Here is a 17,141-nt window from a genome sequence, read left to right on the forward strand (position 1 = left end):
GGTTTACAAAATTACGGTCAGATCATTTGCGTTTTGCCGTGGGACCGTCGGCCACAGACTGAAGTTCTTTTACGTGCGGAACCAGAGAACTGGTTGGGTAGTCGCGGACAAACTCGGCCAGTGCCTGCCGGTAGGCATCGGCACCGTCGACCCGGCCGATGAGCATGACCCGTAACAACGCCAGCTTATCTTCGATATGCGTACCGGCAAAGGTAGTCAGCGCCGATTGCACCTGCACCATCGACTCAGTTAAGTTGCCCGCTTTATACAACGCATAAATATCGGTATAGACCTGCTGGGCTCTGATTTCGGCATTGGCGGAGGGTGCTCCCTCGGCCGACCGGCCGGCCAGCCGGGCGTACGACGAGTTGGGGAACTCCGTCAGCAATTTTTCTTTCCAGCCCGATGCCCGCCCGAGCTGCTCGTTTGACAGGTGCAGCAGGTAGTAAGCTTCGGGCTTATAGCCGGAGTTGGGGAAGCGGTTTAGCATTTCCTCAAAGGTGCTGACCGCGTCGGCCGGCTGGTTTAGCTGAAATTTATAGAGTTTGCCCAGACCGTAGTAAGCCGTTTCCATCCTGAACCTGGATTGTTCCATAGCGTCCCGCGTCAGCGGAAGCTGGGCGTACAATACATCTTTCTGCGCTTTGGTGGATGTTGTCAGTCCACTTGTTCCGGCATTCGGATCGGGGTTGGTTGTTATGGCCGGAGCCGGGTTGATGGCATTGGCCGGATTGGCGCCGGTCAGCGGATTGTTGTCGCCGGCCAGGGCGGGGGCAGCTTCTTTGGTGCTTCGGCGCCAGTTGTCTTCAAGGGGTCGGTTGCCCCAGCGCTGCATAAACTCCTGCCGTCCCTGCGAAATCCGTACCGGATTGTACAGATACCAACGCTCGTTGGGTTGCAGATCGGAGGTAGTTGCCAGAGCGTTGTTCGCGTTGCCCGACCGATTTGCTGCCTGTTGAGCAAGCGCAGCCTGATTGCGGCTTTGCTGCTCCCGTTTGGCAATTACGTCGTCCAGAAACTTATCCAGCGCAGCAGGGTTCATTTGCGCCAGCCGCTGCAGGCTGTCCTGGGTCCGAATGGTGGAATAATACTCTACAAACTCGTCCAGTAGTTTTTTGCGGTTCGTTACCTCGGTATACTGGGGTGTTTGCGCCGGTAGCAGGGCCAGGCTGCTGTCGTAATACATCCGTGCCCGCACATAATCTTTCTTTTGCTCAAAATAGAGTTTGCCCAATTCCAGGTACGTATACGGAATCTGGGCGGTATTGGTGGTTGTGGTTTGGATCGACTTGCGGTAATACGCTACCGCCTTGTCAATATTACCCCGGCGGGCCTCTACCAGCCCCATGGTATAGTAGATCTTATCCTGCAGATCGGCGTTCTTGCGGTCTTCCAGCATTCGATTGAAGGTGTGGGTGGCCTGAGCAGCCTTTTTGCCGTCTTTGGCGAGTCCCTGGCTCTGCACCAGATAAATATTGGCGTAGAATGACTGATCGTAGGTAGGGCGGGTATGCAACACGGCCGAAAAGTGTTCGGCGGCTTTGGCCGGCTGATTAACGGCGTCGTACAGCTGACCGGCGATCAGGTGAAGGCGGGCGGTATTTTCGCTTTTCTTCAGCATCGGGAAGGTGGCATCCAGGATCGCGGCTGCCACGGCGTATTCGCCTTTTTTCTGGTGCAGGTACGCTTTGGTGAGGTAATAATCGCGGGTGTTCTGCTTGTTGAGTGGCTGCGCCCGCAGGTAGTCGGCTACGTTCAGGCCGTTGCTGTAGTCGCCAGTTGCAATATACGCCCGCATCAGGCCAATCAGTGCCTGGTGTTTATCGGCTCCATCGGTGCCCCGGGTATTGACGTATTTAAAGACCTCCATCGCATCGTCGAACTGTTGTTTCTGCAACCGGGCTTTTCCGATGATGACGAAAGCGTTATCGAGCCACTTGCTGTTCTGGTGCCGCTCGGCAATCAGTGAGGCTTTTTTGATGGCATCATCCAGTTGCGCTTTTACCGGCTGGCTGGCGACAGAATCGACCGGTAAGAAGATAGGCAGAATCTGATTGTAATTATCCTGCCGGGTTTTGAAGAGAATCGTTTCGGCCTCATTCAGCCGGTCCCGGGCAATGATGTATGCGTTGTAATGAGCCGTCAGATTATGATACGCCTTACTAAGCGGCTTATTACTGTATTGCGAGCAGGATAGCAAACCGCCGGCCATGCCTGCTACAGCGAGTGCCAAAACCAGTAATCGGCCTGAGCGGTTATAAGAGGTACAATGCATTGGTTCGGATGAATTATGCCGCTACAGCTTGGGAACCTACCGCTGGGGCGGTACCTTCGCAGCACCAAAACGTAAACGTTTCAAGTCAGGCATCCCGTATTGAAATTATGCTAAATTAGTGATTTTTACGGAAAACTACCAGTCAACTTACGTGTTTCATGGCCGAAGATCCTAGCAATCAGAAGAATAAAGACTTAAACGATAAATTTGACGATGCCCGCGATAAAACGTCGATGTATGCCCGTTACAGCAGTATTGCCTTTCAGATGCTGGGAACTATCGGGCTGGGCGTCTGGGGGGGCATGAAGCTGGACGAGTGGCAGGGCAACAAAAATCCGATCTGGACCATTATCCTGTCGCTTACCTCCATTGGGGCATCGCTCTATCTCTTTATCAAGCAGCTTCCTAAGGAGCCCTGAGTCTATGTGGCGGAGTGTGTTATTTACGGCGGTGCTGGCAATTGTATTTTTCGCAGCCGAACGGTTTATGCAGGCCCGGTGGGTACATCCGGCCTGGAAGATTATCCTGCTCTTTTTTCTGAGCGTTTCGTTCCTGCTGCACCGGCTGATGGAGGCTGGTTTTCAGAACAAACGTGAAAAATTCGTGCAGTTTTACATGGCATCTATTGTGGTGCGGCTGCTGCTTAGCATTGCCTTTGTGGCGTTCTACCTATACCGGCAGGTGGAGCAGAAGCAGCTCTTTGTGGTGACCTTTCTTGTACTATATATATGTTATACGGGTTTTGAAATCTACGGTTTGAGTCGTAACTTGCGACGCGATTTGTAAGACCGCACTCCAATTTCATATGATTCGCTCGTTGTTTCATAAGTTTCTCCTCGCTTCTGCCCTGGTTCTGAGCACGTTTGCTGCGGTACGGGCCGAAGACCCCCACGAAGAAGGCGCCAAAGGCGAAGATTTCAATGTTGGTGAGATGATTATGCACCACATTAAAGATGCCCACGAGTGGGAACTGGCCCACGGCCTGACCATTCCGCTGCCGGTTATTCTGTACACCCAGGATCGGGGTGTGGAGGTGTTCTCCTCATCCAATTTTCACCATGATAACACCTACAACGGCTACATTCAGGAGCACGGCCATATCTACCGCGCCGGTGCCGACGGCCGGCCCGACGAAAGCGTGAAGGTGTATGATTTCTCAATCACCAAAAACGTAGCGTCCCTGCTGCTGAGCGCCCTGATTTTGCTGCTGGTGTTCTTCTCCGTCCGGAACGGATATGAAAAAAACAAGGGACGGGCACCAAAAGGACTTCAGTCGTTTCTGGAGCCGATCATCCTGTTTGTGCGGGACGAAATTGCCCGGCCGAACCTGGGACCCAAGTACGAGCGCTATCTGCCGTACCTGCTCACCTTGTTTTTCTTTATCCTGGTGAATAACCTGCTGGGTCTGCTGCCCGGTGCGGCCAATGTAACGGGTAACATCGCGGTTACGCTTACGCTGGCGGTTATTACCGCCCTGATTGTCAACTTCAGCGCCAATAAAGATTACTGGATGCACCTGGTGAAGCCGACGGGTGTGCCTTTAGCCCTGCTGCCGATCATGATTCCGGTAGAGATTGTGGGCGTGCTGATGAAGCCCTTCTCGCTGATGGTCCGGTTGTTTGCCAACATCACGGCGGGCCACATTATTATCCTGAGCTTGCTGGGGCTGATCTTCATTGCCCGCAACCTGGGTGGTGCCGGTACCGGCTGGGGTGTGAGTCTGATTGTAACGCCGTTTACCATCTTCATGAACCTGATCGAATTGCTGGTTGCGTTCCTGCAGGCATTCATCTTTACGCTGCTGACGTCGATGTATATCGGCAGCGCCATCGAAGAGCACCACCACGGTGGCGGATCGGGTCTTGAGGCCGGTCTGGAGCCGGAGCGGCACCACTAAGAGTTGGCAGTGGGCAGTTCTTAGTAGGCAGCTGATGTTTTTCTGCCGACTGCCTACCAGAAAAAAGCAATCTTTTGTTTCACTATAAATCTGTTTTCTATCATGTTAGCCATGTTGCTATCAATCTTGTTGCAGGCGGCCGAAAGTAACAACGGCGTAGGTCTGGCAGTAATGGGTGCCGGTATCGGTGCGGGTTTGGCCGCTATCGGTGCGGGTCTGGGTATCGGCCGTATCGGTGGCAGCGCCATGGAAGGTATTGCCCGTCAGCCGGAAGCGGCTGGTCGTATCCAGACCGCCATGCTGATTATCGCGGCTCTTATCGAAGCCGTGGCCCTGTTTGCAGCGGTAATCTGTCTGCTGATTTCGTTCAACCTGTAATCAGGCAGCGAGTCGGCAAAACGACATGGGTAGGCCAACTGCATTAGGCGCTGGTCAGATGCCCAAAACATCGGAAAACGCCCGTCAGACCGGATTAGCCGGCCGGCGGGCGTATCCAACCCCGGCCTGTGACGGCTGATCAATAGCAAAAGATTGACGTAAACTCATTCAGCGTACACTTAGCATTATTATACTTCCATGGACTTACTTACCCCGGATATTGGTCTTTTATTCTGGCAGTTAGTTGTTTTCCTGATTCTGTTGTTTGTGCTTACCCGCTTTGCGTGGAAGCCGATTGCGCAAAGCTTAAAAGAGCGTGAAGATAACATTCAGAGCGCTCTGGATCTGGCCGAGAAAACGCGGACCGAAATGGCGCAGTTGAAGTCGGATAACGAAAAGTTACTGGCGCAGGCCCGGATCGAGCGCGATGCTATCCTGCGCGGTGCCAAAGAAACCGCCGATAAAATGGTAGCCGACGCCCACGTGAAAGCGCAGGCCGAAGGGCAGCGGATGCTGGAGCAGGCCCGCGAAGCGATGAACACCGAGCGCCATGCCATGATGGCCCAGGTGAAAAAAGAAGTAGTTGCCCTCTCCCTGGACATCGCCGAGAAAGTACTCCGCAAAGAGCTGAGCGACAAATCAGCCCAGGAGCAGCTTGTTCAAAACCTCGTCGCCGAAAGCAATCTTAATTAACGATGAGTAATGAGTGATGAGCGATGAGTTACAGGCGTCAGCCCACTCATCACTCATCACTCATTACTCATAACTCCCAAAGTTATGGCAGCAGAATCATCGGTAGCGTTCCGGTATGCCAAGTCCCTGATCGACTTGGCTAAAGAGAAAGGCCTGACGGAAGAAATATACGCTGATATGGAGTTCTTCCGGCGAACCCTGGCGCAAAATCGTCAGCTTTTGCTGATGTTTAAGAACCCCATTGTTCGGAAAGAAAAAAAATACGCTGTGCTGAAGGCTATCTTCGCGAATCGGGTGAACCCGATGACAATGGCTATTTTTGAGATTATCACCCGCAAGCACCGGGAAGGTATTATTGATGCCATTGCCGACGAGTTTGTCCGGTTGTATAATGAACTCAAGGGTATTCAGCGGGCACAGGTCATCACTACGGTACCGCTAACGGACGAACTCCGCCGGCAGTTTACCAATATAGTGGCGAAGTCGACCGGGATGACCGTGCAACTGGAGGAAAAGGTTGACCCCAGGCTGATTGGTGGGTATATCCTTCAAATCGGCGATAAGCAGATAGACGCATCTATTCGCCACCAGTTGAACGAGATCCGGCTGGAGTTTATGCACTAAGCCAACCAGGCATAAATGGCAAACAAAAAGCCGCTACCTATTCGGGTAGCGGCTTTTTGTTTGCCCGGACTGTTCCGTTAAAAAGCAATACCGAAGGTGATACCGGTGCGCAGGCCAAATCCGCTGAATAAATTCGTAGAGAAGGATTCGGTAGAACCGTCATTTGCTTTCGCCGTACCTGCGTTGTACGAGGGACCAAGGAAAAAGTCAAAGGCTATACGATCTTTCAGTAGTACCTGGTAACCAGCTGTAACGCCACCACCAAACGTACTGAGCGTACCACCACCACCACTGCCAACACTTGTCAGTTTAAAGTTCTGATACCGGAGGAACGGAGCGACGTAGAAGCCCGCCGGCGCATCCTTGGAATCAGACAAATAGAAGCGATATTCCGGAGTTACACCAATCCCATTAAAACGGGTACCATCGGCTTTGAAGCCGGTAAAGTAGAAGCCTACCTGGAAGCTGTGATTCTCGTTCAGGGCACGCTCAATGGCAAAGTTGCCGGTGCGGACAAGAGGGCTGAAGATATTAGCCTTGATAACAGTCTGGCTTTGTGCATGAGCAGTATACAAACTCCCCAATACACCGGCTGCCAGCAGCGCAGATCTCATTAGCTTTTTCATCATGTGGATAGTTAGTGAATAAAATTTCAGGCTAAGATCATCTGGGGAAAAGTCAAATGCAAGTGTGTGCATGTAATTGGTAGCAGGATTGAGTAAACGGCAAATAACCGTCTTTTCCTGCCAAACAGGTAAGAGAAATGAAAAAGATAAGGTGGTAGTGACCTGAATCGCCTTCAAAGAATACAATTACAGTTTTAAGCCAATGGTTAAGCCGCCCCGCACCAGTAAGCCGGTAAAAATGCTGATGGCGAATGGTGACTGCACAATACCGGCATCGGCCCGGACACGGCCGTTGTTGTAGGAGGGACCCAGAAATGCGTCGAGGGTGATCCGGTCGCTGAACAAAGCCTGGTAACCGCCCGTAACGCCACCGCCGTAGGTAGTTAATGAGCCGCCGACACCGGTGTCTACCTGATTCAGGCTGAACTGCTGGTAGCGGAGAAACGGAGCCAGATAAAATCCGTGCGGGGCATCTTTTTGGTCGATAGACAGATACATGCGGTATTCGGGGGTAATGCCATAGCCGCTGAAGCGGGTGTTCTTATACCGGAGTCCGGTATAGTAAAAGCCGACCTGCAGGCTTCGATCCTGGTTAATCACTTTCTCGAAGGAGATATTCGCCGTCCGGAAGAAAGGGCTGATCAGGTTTGCTTTTAAAACAGACTGGGCCTGAACTGTAGCTGCACTACAGAGAACAGCCAACCCGGTCAGCATAAGTCGGTGATTCACTTTTTTCACGCCCATAATCGTTGTAACTTGGAGATGCCTGCGCTGTACATGAGTTCATAACCACCAGAAACTGTTTGCGGTTATAGATGGGCGCAGTTACCAACGGAGACTTATTGCATGGACCTTCTGGCGCAAGTGCGCGACATCAGCATTGTACAGGTAGCCAATGACCTGGGTTACCAGCTTCAGTTCAACCGCAAGATTCTTTGTCCGTTTCACGACGAAAAAACGGCTTCGCTGGTGCTGTATCCACAGACTAACACCTTCTACTGCTTTGGCTGCGGGAAGCACGGCGACGTTGTCGGCTTCTACGCCGACATCTCCCGGCAGGAGTATCGTACAGCCATGCATGAACTGGCGGCCAATTACCTGCCGGGCTACCAGATTGGCGGGTACAAACGAAAAGGCGTGCGGAAAGTGACGCCGGAGCGGGTGAAGGCCCACAAGAAGCTAACGGCACCGGATTCGGGTGCGTATGTCTACCGCGAGTATCACAGTGACATTTACGAGGAGTTTCAGCGCATTTGCGAACAGCAGCCTGGCAACCAGATCGGGCAGGATGCGCTGGACTACCTGCAAAGCCGCGGCTTTACGCAGGAGGTGCTGCAAACGTTCAGAATTTTTGTGGTGACCGATTACGAAACGGTTCATGCCCACCTCCGCAATACGTTTAACCTGCTCGATTTGCAGGAGAGCGGCTTGTACAACGAGCGGGGAAACCTAATCTTTTACCGCCACCCAATTATCATTCCCTATTTCAAAAGAGGCCGCATAGTCTTCTTACAGGCGCGGGTAATTGGCTCGCCTACCGACAATATCTCCCGCTACCAGTTTCTGAGCGGGGTGCCCGTTGAACTGTTCAACCAGGATATACTGCCCCGGCTGGGTCCTAAGCATACCGTTTTTGTGACCGAAGGAGCCTTCGATTGCATGACGCTGGCGCAACACGGGTACCATGCCGTCAGCCTGGGCAGTGCTACCATGTTCAAGCGTGAGTGGGCCAAACTCTTCAAACGAGTAGAGGTATGCTTCTACTTCGATAATGATGAAGCCGGCAAAAAGGCCGCTCTTGAATTTTCTGAAACATTTGCACAATATGGTATTAGTACCCGTATCGGCGCTGTTCCTGAAGGATTTAAGGATGTTAACGATTACTTTTTGAATCGCCGGTAAGCGGTTGCTGCCTCAAAATCTGAGCAAACGGGACAATCTACCCCCACCCCTCCGTCGTATATATAGACGTTGATTTATTTGATTCACTATTTACTAGCGCATTTGAAACACCTGTACGTCTTACGTCGGTAAACCGTTGCCGGCTTCGTAAGAATCCCTTTATTCATTATTCAACCTAATGTTTTAGTATGAAACGAGTGTTTTGGCGCGTCTTTACGCTTCCGCTTTGCCTAACCGTCTGGCTGGGAACCCATGCCTGTAAGGTAGAATCTGATGGTTTATCGCCTACCGGAACAAGTTCAACTGGTCGGGTAGCCATTGAACTGACGGATGCTCCGATTGATGATGCCAGTGTCAGAAGTGTATTCGTTACCGTTACTGAGGTGAACGTGGATGGAAAGCCATTTTCCGGCTTTACCGGCAAAAAAACCATTGATGTGCTGGCCTTGCAGAATGGCAGGGTAGAGGGTCTGGGTGTAGCCAATCTGGAAGCCGGTACGTACAGCAATGTGTCGCTGGTACTGGATTACGCTACTGACGCAAATGGAAATGCACCGGGCTGTTATGTGTTAACCACCGATAATCAAAAACACAATCTCGGCGCAAGCGGAGTACAGCGTGTAGAGGTAAAAAGCAATCAGGCCCTGCAGGTAGCCGAAAAGTCGGAGCAGACACTGGTAATGGATTTTGACCTGCGAAAGGCGGTAAAGGACAATAACGGAAACAGCCCGGGTGGGTATATTTTTGCTGGCGAGAGTGAATTGCAGTCAACCGTACGGGTTGTAAACAAAAACCGTGTGGGCAGCATTGTTGGCAAAAGCACCAACAGCGGATCCAATGGCCGCGTGGTGGTGTACGCTTACAAGAAAGGGCAGTTCAACAGGAGTGCTGAAAGCGCTAATCAATTTGCCAACGCCGTGAACAGTGCTACTGTTGACGCGAGCGGTAACTACAAGCTCTCCTTTCTGGAAGAAGGAGATTATGACATCTGTTTTGCCTCCTACCAGCAGAATCCAAACGGCGGCTCAGCTGTCCTGAGAGGTGTGCTGTCGCTGGGAGGAGGACTGAGCCTTAACGGGGTTTCGAGCGTGTCGGTAAAAGCCAATACTGAAGCCCGGCTTGACGTGACGCTAGGTGGCTTGCTAAGCCTGTAAGCCGGCGTTTTTTTCAGGGCTTCACAAACCCTCCAGTCACTACCAGCGGCTGGAGGGTTTGTCATCTATACATCCACTTCCATTTCCAGTAAGGCATAGCTCAGGCTTTTACCGTGGGTGCCCATCGTGAGTGGGAGGTGTCACCACCTCCCACTCACCTGAGCCAGATGCTGTAAGTTCGGATTCTGAGCAGAAGGTTTAGCAAGATACCCCTATGAGTGTTGGAGAATTTTGTTTTGCCCACCAAATTCTCCAATACTCATAGGGGTATGCGGTTGGCTATAGGACCGAAAGGCGACCAAAACAACTAACGCCCTTTTGTCACCGACAAGCAGGGTGGAGGGGTTGGGGTAATCACTTTACCAGCACCTTCACCGTCTTGACCCCCTGCTCGGTGATGAGCCGGCCCAGGTAGACTCCGCTCGGTGTCGGCCCCACCACCCAGGTTACCTGCTGCACCTCACCGGCCGGGGCCTGACCACTCTGAAGCCGACGAACCGGCAGGCCTCTCAGATCCTGGAGGTCCAGTGAGTAAGTCCCTCCCTGCGGCAGCAGGAACTCAAACGTGGTGCGACCCTCTACCGGGTTGGGATAGTTGCGAAACAGAACGGCCTCGGCCGACAGCAGGACCTCCAGACCAAAACCCTCCCGCTTATTTTTGCCGTCGTGGATGACGATGGACCCGCCCCCGAGGGCCGTCGTTGGATTGGCATCGTTCGAACCACCCAGGTTGTTATCGTAGACCACAGCCGATTCGGTATTATTCTGCCAGATTTTGATGCGGAACTTATCGGTGCCTCCGCCCCCGTTGAGACTACCGTCTACTGCCGTCAGCATAAAACCGTAGCTACCCGCTCCGTTGATCGTGCCATAGCCCTTGAACTGCGCTTTTGCCCCGGCTACCACGAGCCACTGGTATACCGTGCTTTTGAAATTGAGATTCCCTGCTTTGAACTGGAACTCCGTGTTGCCATCGGGCACGGTGGCTCCTTTCTGGTACTTGGCCACAAAGCCGAAGTTGGCTTTGCCGGTCAGGCTGGGGTTTGCCAGGTAAGCCCCCGTGGGGGAGTCGATCCAGCCGCCCCCGGTTACAAATCCGCCGGTGGGATCATACACCACGGCATACTCAAAGGGTTGGGTAGCCGAAGCCCCGCAGGCATCGGTGACTGTGACACTGATCCGGTACACCCCCGTGGCCGTATAACTGTGGGTAGCTGAGAGCATACCACCCCCCGAACCAACGGCCACGGAACTGCTGGTGCCGTCGCCCCAGGCAATGCCGGCGCTGGTCAGGTTGTTGTCGGCATCGCTCACGGAAGCATTCAGGGCGAAGGCTGCGGTGATGACCTGCGGATTGGTGCCGGTGGTGATGGTGGCAATCTGCGGAGCGGTATTGGCCCCGCCCTGTACTGTTCGCGATGCGGTGGCGGTGCAGCCGTTGGCCCCCGTGACCGTGACGGAATAGGTATTGGCTACGGTAGCACTGATGGCGGCTGTGGTGGCCTCTGTGCTCCAGCGGTAGCTGCTGCCCCCACTGGCCGTTAAGGTCACACTGGGGTTGGCGCAAGTGAGCGTGGCTGAGGTGGGGCTGATGGCGGCTACCGGCGGAGCTTTTACCGTGATGGACGTGGGTACCGTTAGTGTACAGGATCCATTCGCAGGATCGGTTACTTTGAAATAGAGCGGATAGGACCCATCGGCAGACAGGTTCGAGGCCGTAAAGGTATTGATGCCGGCGTCATAGCTGCCGGCGGCTGTAGTTAAGCTTTCGTTCTGGTACCACGTAGTACCCACCACCAGCGTATTGCTGCCACCGACCGTTAACGCCGGACTGGCCGTGAGCCCACAGGTGGTGCTCAGGGGCAGGGCCAGCAGGCTGCTGCTGGTGTTGGTGACGTTGGGAATAGGGTTACCCTGCGGGTAGGCCAGGATGCCGGCGTTGGTGAATACAGCCGGAGCCGTATTATAATGAAGGCTGTTGGTGGAGCTGACCGTCATCAGCCCCTCATTGGTTAACGTAGCCTCGTTCCTAAGGTAGGCGGCCAGGCTCAGACTAGCGCAGCTTGTATTGCGGATGGTGCCGCTGGCGTTCCAGAGCCCAAAGACCACCTCATATTCCGCCCCGATAACCAGACGGGCCGCGTTGGTGAACGTGCCGCTACTATTGAACAAACCATACAGGGTGTATTTTTTAATCAGGATTTCACCCGCCAGATTGCTGAACGTGGCATTGTTGGCAATTCCATTACTTCCAAGAAAATCAGGACCGCCTACGATGATGCGAGCCTCGTTGGTGAACGTGCCGAAATTAAGTATGCCGTTGTTACCTCGGATAATCTCGATGTATCCCCCCGATTTATTCTCGAAGGTAGCGCTGTTATCGATTCCTGCGCCATTCTTAATGCCAGACGTTCCTGTGTGGATACTACCCGTGTTGGTGAACCTCCCCGCCGTATTATACAACTCAGTAGCGCTTGCCCCGGTAAGCCGGATCGCTCCGTCCTGGCTATTGTTGAATATACCTGTGTTTTCCAGGCTAATACTCCAACTAGGATTAGCAGAATGCTCCCCAATAACAATCTGGCCGGCGTTGGTGAAGATACCGGTCGTATTGTTCTGCAAGCCTTTGGAACCGTTGATGTTGTCGATACGGATTTCGGCCCCGATTTTGTTGTCGAAGATGCCCTTATTGATAAAGATATATGGGCTTCCGGGACTGTTCAGTATCAGTTGCCCACTGTTATAGACGCTACCCAGGTTATAGAACGTTTGGGCGGTAGTGTTACTATACCCACTCACGGTCATCGTGGCCGAGCCGGCGAGGGTGAGCGTCGCCCCGGTCTGCACCTCCACCGATTTGGTCAGGGCAGCCGTGCCCGCTCCAATAGTGGGGTAATTGGCACTGCCGACAACCGGGATCACCACATCGCTGGTAGCGGTGGGCACCACCCCCGTGTTCCAGTTACCGGGCGTGGCCCAGTCGGGGCCGGCGTTTCCTGTCCAGGTGGTCTGGGCCAGCGCCGACAGCATCGTCAGCCTATACAGCAACAGCATCCCCAGGAACCAGCGGCCCCAAATACCGGTCTGAAAGCCGGCCCGACGGGGTAGCCCGGAAAGACGAGGTAGTTGGCATGGTTTAAAAGAGAAAATGGTAGATGATACGTTCATGGTTCACATGCTGCCTGGTTTACAAAAACAGCACGGCAAGTGTACCGGTAATGGCCGGAAACGGGGTTCACTATTGTTCCGAAAAGGTGCAGTATTGTTCAGCCCCTGGCCGACTGGCGAAAAATACCGGGTGAAACGCCGAATTCTTCCGAAAACAACCGAATGAAATATTTCGGATTGTCGAAACCCACGGCATAGGCCACTTCGGAAATGTTCAGCCCGCTGTTGGTCAGTAAGTCCTGCGCCTTGCGCATCCGCAGGGCCCGCACGTATCGGCTGACAGACATACCCGTCAGGGCCGTCAGCTTCATGTGCAGCGTGGTCCGGCTTAGGCCCATGAGCCGACAGATCGTCTCGGCCGAGAGGGTAGCATCATCCAGATGCGCTTCCACGAGGGTTCGTAGTTTCACCAGAAACTGGTCTTCCAGCGACTCGGCCGGTTCGTCCGGTAGCGGCTGATTTTCGCCCGTGCCGCCCAGCGCCAGTTGGCGGTAGTATACCTGTAGCAGCCGACGGTTCTGCATCAGATTACCGAGTACGACCAGCAATTCTGCTCGCAGGAAGGGCTTTATCAGGTAGGCATCGGCCCCGCGTCGTAAACCGGACAGGCGGTCGCTAACAGCCGCCCGGGCCGTGAGCAGCACAATGGGAATATGGCTGGTGCGCTCGTCGTTTTTCAGCGTATCGCAGAGTTCAAAGCCGTCTTTCAGGGGCATCATTACGTCGCTCACAATCAAGTCGGGCATGGTCGCCAGCGCCTGCTCAATGCCAGCCTCTCCGTTTTCGGCCCGGATAACCCGGTAATCGGCCGCGACACAAACCTGGATGTAGGCCGCCACATCGTCGTTATCCTCCACCAGCAGCAAAAGGGACTTCTCCCCGCCAATTTCCGCAACCGACTCCGTCCACGCATTACGCTCCGGATTAACCAGTACGGGCATTGATACCGTCTCATGCGCCTTGCCCCCTGCTAACCCGTCGGACTGCAACGGCTCACTGCCAACTGCCATCAGCGGCAGACTAACCACAAACTCAGCCCCTCCTTCCTGGCCGGACCGGTTCCGCACGGCTAAGCCACCGCCCATCAGCCCCACCAGTTCCCGCACCAGCGACAGCCCAATACCGGTGCCGCTGACCAGCGTATCGGCCCTGTGTGACCCGGCCACGTTAGGCCCTGTCGAATCGTTGGACCGCTGGAAAAAGCGGTCAAAAACTTTTGGCAGGTCGGCGGGAGAGATACCAGTTCCGGTATCACTGACCGTAATCTGAATCCAGGTATCACCCAGTTGGTTGGTGGGGACCAGTTCTTCATGGTAGCCCAGCGGGCTCAGCGGCTGCCAGCCTTCGTGCAGGCTGAGCCGGCAGGATACCTGCCCACCGGCCGGGGTAAATTTAAGCGCGTTGCTCAGCAGGTTGGCGAGTATGTCCTGGAGTTTGTCTTTGTCGAAGTCGGTTTCGAACCGCGCCACCTCCGACCATACCCCAAGCTCAATGTCTCTGGCTTTCGCCAGGGAATGAAACGACTCGCCCACGTAGCGGATAAAGCTGACGAGATCGGCGCGAACCGGATGCAGGTGCATCTCTCCGGCTTCCAGTTTCGACAGGTCCAGAATCTGGTTAATGAGTCGCAGCAGGTTGGTGCCGTTGCGTTCAATCAAACCCGTCATCTGATTCAGTGGCGGGCCGGGCCTATCCGGGCCGGGCCGGTAGTTTCTGATTTCGTCGGCCATACCCAGAATCACGGTGAGGGGCGTCCGGAACTCATGCGAGATATTGGTAAAGAAATGCGAGCGGGTTTCGTTCAGCCGCAGCAGGTTCGCTGCCTGCTGTTCAATGATCGCCTTGTCCTGCTCAATGCGGGCGGTAGCCTGTTTGATCTCGGTCTGGAGTCGCTGTTGTTCCTGCCGGTGCGCCCAGCTCCGCCAGCGTAACCACCCCCATATGCCGGCAATGGCCAGCACGCCCACCAATCCCAGAAACCACTGGCGCAGGTAAAACGGCCGTAGGACAACCAGATGGATGGTCAGGGTGTTGGCCGACCACTGTCCATTGGCGGCCTGCGCCCGGACCAGTAAGGGATACTCGCCATAGGGCAGGTGGTTCAGGCGCAGCAGCGGCTCCGGTTGCATGACCCAGCCCTCGCCCAGCCCTTCAAACTGGTAGGCATATACGTTTCGGCTGGCGTCGTCGAAGTTCAGGAAGGCAAACTCCAGCACACTGGTACCATCGCCGGGTGGAATGCGAATCTGCCCCGTATTGAGCACCCCGGCGGTTTTGTCAACTACCTGGCCAACCGCCGGATCGAACTGCCGGAACGTGGTCAGGTAGATGGGCGGACGCTCCAGCGCCGGCTCGTTTTCGAAATCGCGGGGGTCGAAGGCCGTGATGCCGTTCAGCCCGCCGAAGTAGATCCGGCCGTCGGGGGCCTGACAATGGGCAATGCGGTTAAACTCTACGTTGGTAATGCCATCCTCCACCAGGTAGGTGCGGGTGGTCTGCCGCACCGGATCAAAATGCATAATGCCGTAGTCACTGCTGAGCCAGAGGTGCCCCTGCCGGTCGGCATACACGGCGTAAATATTGTCGTTGGATAGACCCTCCGTGCGCCGGAACGAGTGCGTCTGGTTACGCAGACAGTCCCAGCGAATCAGGCCCGTGTTGGCCGTTGCCAGCCAGTACACGCCCACAGGGTCGTGATAGAAGTGCTGGAAGTTATCGGCCGGCAGGTAATATTGGCCCTGTCCTCCGCTCCAGTAGCGACCGGTAATGCCTTTGGCCGGATCAAAGGTGTACAGGCCCGTGGTGGTGCAGAGCCAGATAGTACCCTGCCGGTCGGGACCAATGTGCAGTATATGCGCCTGGGCCAGTTCGGTAAACTGGTTGTATTGCCGGAACGGCAGAATTTGTCCGTCGGTGGTCCGGATCAGTCGCAGACCCTTTTGCTCGGTCCCGGCCAGCATATGTGTATCGCTGAAGGCGTACATGGCCCAGAATTGTTGCCGGTCTTCGTAGGGCAGGGTACTAACGGCCCATTTTTTCAGAGTGGTATCCGAGCGGAGCAACTGCTCATTCGCCCCCGCATACAACCGACCCTGTCGGTCCTGCGCCAGACTACGCATGGACGCGGAGCCGACCGGCTGGTAGAGCGTCTGAGGGTGCCCACCTGACGGGTTGACTTTAAACAGCCCTTTCGATTCCAGATTCACGTACAATTCGTTATGGATAATCTGGATGCCCCGGACCGGTACCATTTGGTCGGGTACGTTGGTCGGCTCGTAAAATAGCCGCCGGAACCGGTTCGGTGCCAGTTTGACCTGATCTAATCCGTAGCTACTGCCCAGCCACAGGCGGCCGCTGCGGTCGTAACAGATGCTTCGGTCCCCGTGGATGGCGTATCCCAGCCGCTTCAGATCCAGCAATACCCCTTTTTTTGGGTCAATCAGTTGGGGCTCTTGCCAGATCAACCCCAACTGATTCAGGTACAGCGGCATAGGCCGGTGGTAAGGGTTATAAATGCCCAGTGTGCCGAGAGGCCAGAAACGGCGGTTCCCCTGCTCATCGATACTGTAAACTGCTTTGTACTGTTGGTCGCTCGTGTATTCGGCGTAAAAAAAAGGGGTGTTTCGAGTATACCCCCACCAACTTGTCAGATACACGGACTGATGATAGTACTGGTGCATAACACGCCCGTCGGGAGTCAGCTCGACCATCCGACTGTTGTCGGCAATGGCCCAGACCGTATGGTGCGCCGTAGCGTGCGCCATGCGTAAGGTCCTGAATTGCGGCAGGGACACCTGCCGCAGGCCCGTTTTCGGGTGATAGCTGATTAGCACAGCGGGGTGCCGGCTACCGGGGAGAAAGATGGTCCCGTCCGGGCTGCCGAGCAGCAGTTCGTCGCCGGTCCATTGTTGCTGGAGTAGTTTTGGGCCGAACCTCTGGCCGAAGGATGTAGCGGTGCCGGTTTGAGGGTCAAACAGCATAATCAGCGAGGGATTCTGCCACCCCATCAGCCACAGCAGCCCGTCGGCATCCTGGGCCATGTACTGGATATTGTCAACGGCCAGGCCGTTGCGCTCCTTGGTGTAGGTGGTGAACGTCTTGCCGTCGAAGCGGTTCAGCCCGAACCGGGTAGCAAACCACATAAATCCCTGCCGGTCCTGCAAAATGGCGTTGACCTCCCGGTGCGCCAGTCCATTCTCGACCCCGTAGTGTTGCACCGAAGCCGCGTAGGGTTGGTTGCCGCCCAGCGGGATGCCGCCCAGCGGGTTGCCGCCCAGCGCTAGCTGCCAGCAACAAATCACAAAACCAATGGCAAAGCCTAGAGATTTCACCGTAAATGCTTTCCGACGGAAAGGAGATGATGTCGGTGCTTAAAGATAAGGAGGAAAGGTGTAAAATGAGCATTTTTCCCTAAACGGGCAATA

At 54.6% G+C, this 17,141-nt stretch carries 13 protein-coding genes; 8 read left to right on the forward strand and 5 right to left on the reverse strand.

Going from position 1 to position 17,141, the window contains the following annotated elements; all coding sequences use genetic code 11:
- Positions 1-22: 22 nt before the first annotated feature.
- Positions 23-2,233, reverse strand: coding sequence for a type IX secretion system periplasmic lipoprotein PorW/SprE (porW, locus tag ABD931_RS07720; RefSeq protein ID WP_345265629.1), 2,211 nt, complete (start codon positions 2,231-2,233; stop codon positions 23-25).
- A gap of 200 nt (positions 2,234-2,433) precedes the next feature.
- Here porW and ABD931_RS07725 point away from each other — a divergent pair, with 200 nt between their 5' ends.
- From ABD931_RS07725 to atpH, 6 genes are all read left to right on the forward strand, one after another.
- Positions 2,434-2,694, forward strand: coding sequence for an AtpZ/AtpI family protein (locus ABD931_RS07725; RefSeq protein ID WP_345265631.1), 261 nt, complete (start codon positions 2,434-2,436; stop codon positions 2,692-2,694).
- Between the two features lie 4 nt (positions 2,695-2,698).
- Positions 2,699-3,061, forward strand: a complete 363-nt coding sequence (locus tag ABD931_RS07730; protein WP_345265633.1) for a hypothetical protein — start codon at positions 2,699-2,701, stop codon at positions 3,059-3,061.
- Between the two features lie 19 nt (positions 3,062-3,080).
- A complete protein-coding gene (gene atpB, locus ABD931_RS07735; RefSeq protein ID WP_345265635.1) occupies positions 3,081-4,172 on the forward strand; it encodes a F0F1 ATP synthase subunit A in 1,092 nt (363 codons plus the stop codon).
- A 102-nt stretch (positions 4,173-4,274) separates the two neighbouring features.
- Positions 4,275-4,550 (forward strand): F0F1 ATP synthase subunit C, encoded by a 276-nt coding sequence (atpE, locus tag ABD931_RS07740; RefSeq protein ID WP_345265637.1) that lies wholly within the window; start codon positions 4,275-4,277, stop codon positions 4,548-4,550.
- Positions 4,551-4,748: 198 nt separating this feature from the next.
- Complete coding sequence (locus ABD931_RS07745) at positions 4,749-5,243, forward strand: F0F1 ATP synthase subunit B (protein WP_345265639.1); 495 nt, start codon at positions 4,749-4,751, stop codon at positions 5,241-5,243.
- A gap of 84 nt (positions 5,244-5,327) precedes the next feature.
- Complete coding sequence (atpH, locus tag ABD931_RS07750) at positions 5,328-5,867, forward strand: ATP synthase F1 subunit delta (protein WP_345265641.1); 540 nt, start codon at positions 5,328-5,330, stop codon at positions 5,865-5,867.
- Between the two features lie 77 nt (positions 5,868-5,944).
- On the opposite strand, the gene ABD931_RS07755 is transcribed toward atpH, so the two are convergent.
- Together ABD931_RS07755 and ABD931_RS07760 are read right to left on the reverse strand one after the other, a co-directional pair.
- Entirely contained in the window at positions 5,945-6,670 is a 726-nt protein-coding gene (locus ABD931_RS07755; protein ID WP_345265643.1) for a DUF3575 domain-containing protein, read from the reverse strand.
- 9 nt (positions 6,671-6,679) lie between these two features.
- Positions 6,680-7,237 carry a DUF3575 domain-containing protein gene (locus tag ABD931_RS07760; RefSeq protein WP_345265644.1) on the reverse strand — a complete coding sequence of 186 codons (558 nt, stop codon included), beginning with the start codon at positions 7,235-7,237 and terminating at the stop codon, positions 6,680-6,682.
- A 102-nt stretch (positions 7,238-7,339) separates the two neighbouring features.
- On the opposite strand from ABD931_RS07760, the gene ABD931_RS07765 reads away from it, so the two are divergent.
- The gene (locus ABD931_RS07765) at positions 7,340-8,395 is read left to right on the forward strand and encodes a CHC2 zinc finger domain-containing protein (RefSeq protein ID WP_345265646.1); all 1,056 of its coding nucleotides are present in this window, start codon (positions 7,340-7,342) and stop codon (positions 8,393-8,395) included.
- Between the two features lie 188 nt (positions 8,396-8,583).
- Complete coding sequence (locus ABD931_RS07770; protein WP_345265648.1) at positions 8,584-9,549, forward strand: DUF4382 domain-containing protein; 966 nt, start codon at positions 8,584-8,586, stop codon at positions 9,547-9,549.
- 354 nt (positions 9,550-9,903) lie between these two features.
- Here ABD931_RS07770 and ABD931_RS07775 read toward each other — a convergent pair whose 3' ends face one another.
- Together ABD931_RS07775 and ABD931_RS07780 are read right to left on the reverse strand one after the other, a co-directional pair.
- Positions 9,904-12,717: a DUF8693 domain-containing protein gene (locus ABD931_RS07775; protein WP_345265650.1), complete on the reverse strand. Its 2,814-nt coding sequence runs from the start codon at positions 12,715-12,717 to the stop codon at positions 9,904-9,906.
- A gap of 98 nt (positions 12,718-12,815) precedes the next feature.
- Complete coding sequence (locus tag ABD931_RS07780) at positions 12,816-17,048, reverse strand: two-component regulator propeller domain-containing protein (RefSeq protein ID WP_345265652.1); 4,233 nt, start codon at positions 17,046-17,048, stop codon at positions 12,816-12,818.
- Between the last annotated feature and the right edge of the window lie 93 nt (positions 17,049-17,141).

This window comes from Nibrella viscosa, from assembly GCF_039541875.1.
Taxonomy (GTDB): domain Bacteria; phylum Bacteroidota; class Bacteroidia; order Cytophagales; family Spirosomataceae; genus Nibrella; species Nibrella viscosa.

Excerpts from the sequence above, each read along its gene's own strand:
- ABD931_RS07725 (WP_345265631.1), top strand. The coding sequence starts at position 2,434 with ATGGCCGAAGATCCTAGCAATCAGAAGAATAAAGACTTAAACGATAAA.
- ABD931_RS07730 (WP_345265633.1), top strand. The coding sequence starts at position 2,699 with ATGTGGCGGAGTGTGTTATTTACGGCGGTGCTGGCAATTGTATTTTTC.
- atpB (WP_345265635.1), top strand. The coding sequence starts at position 3,081 with ATGATTCGCTCGTTGTTTCATAAGTTTCTCCTCGCTTCTGCCCTGGTT.
- atpE (WP_345265637.1), top strand. The coding sequence starts at position 4,275 with ATGTTAGCCATGTTGCTATCAATCTTGTTGCAGGCGGCCGAAAGTAAC.
- ABD931_RS07745 (WP_345265639.1), top strand. The coding sequence starts at position 4,749 with ATGGACTTACTTACCCCGGATATTGGTCTTTTATTCTGGCAGTTAGTT.
- atpH (WP_345265641.1), top strand. The coding sequence starts at position 5,328 with ATGGCAGCAGAATCATCGGTAGCGTTCCGGTATGCCAAGTCCCTGATC.
- ABD931_RS07760 (WP_345265644.1), bottom strand. The coding sequence starts at position 7,237 with ATGGGCGTGAAAAAAGTGAATCACCGACTTATGCTGACCGGGTTGGCT.
- ABD931_RS07765 (WP_345265646.1), top strand. The coding sequence starts at position 7,340 with ATGGACCTTCTGGCGCAAGTGCGCGACATCAGCATTGTACAGGTAGCC.
- ABD931_RS07770 (WP_345265648.1), top strand. The coding sequence starts at position 8,584 with ATGAAACGAGTGTTTTGGCGCGTCTTTACGCTTCCGCTTTGCCTAACC.
- ABD931_RS07775 (WP_345265650.1), bottom strand. The coding sequence starts at position 12,717 with ATGAACGTATCATCTACCATTTTCTCTTTTAAACCATGCCAACTACCT.